General features: G+C 42.9%; 1 pseudogene. It reads right to left on the reverse strand.

Annotation, left to right across the window (positions count from 1 at the left end):
- Positions 1–282, reverse strand: a pseudogene (locus ACSG5Z_RS32240) (heavy metal translocating P-type ATPase); the annotation flags it as partial.

Below are 282 nucleotides of genomic sequence, written 5' to 3' on the forward strand. Positions count from 1 at the left end.
CTTCTGAATATTGTTGAATCGCAAAAGCTCCTAGTGTTGCAATTGCCATTAAGAAGTTCTCATCGAACACTTGGCCGCGAGTTATGTTTCTTACCGCTCTCCAAACGATTTCTCCACCTATTAATAAATACGCAAGGACAAATAACGGAATTGTTATCATTTGTGGTAAGCCAGCTAATGCAGCAATTGCTGTCAAAATTCCGCCGACCACTAATCGTCCTACCAACGTTTTCACATGTGCTTCACCATGGTCGTGACTATGTCCGTGGTCATGACCTCCTT

This window comes from Bacillus pretiosus (assembly GCF_051294775.1).
In the GTDB taxonomy this organism is placed as follows: Bacteria; Bacillota; Bacilli; order Bacillales; family Bacillaceae_G; genus Bacillus_A; species Bacillus_A wiedmannii.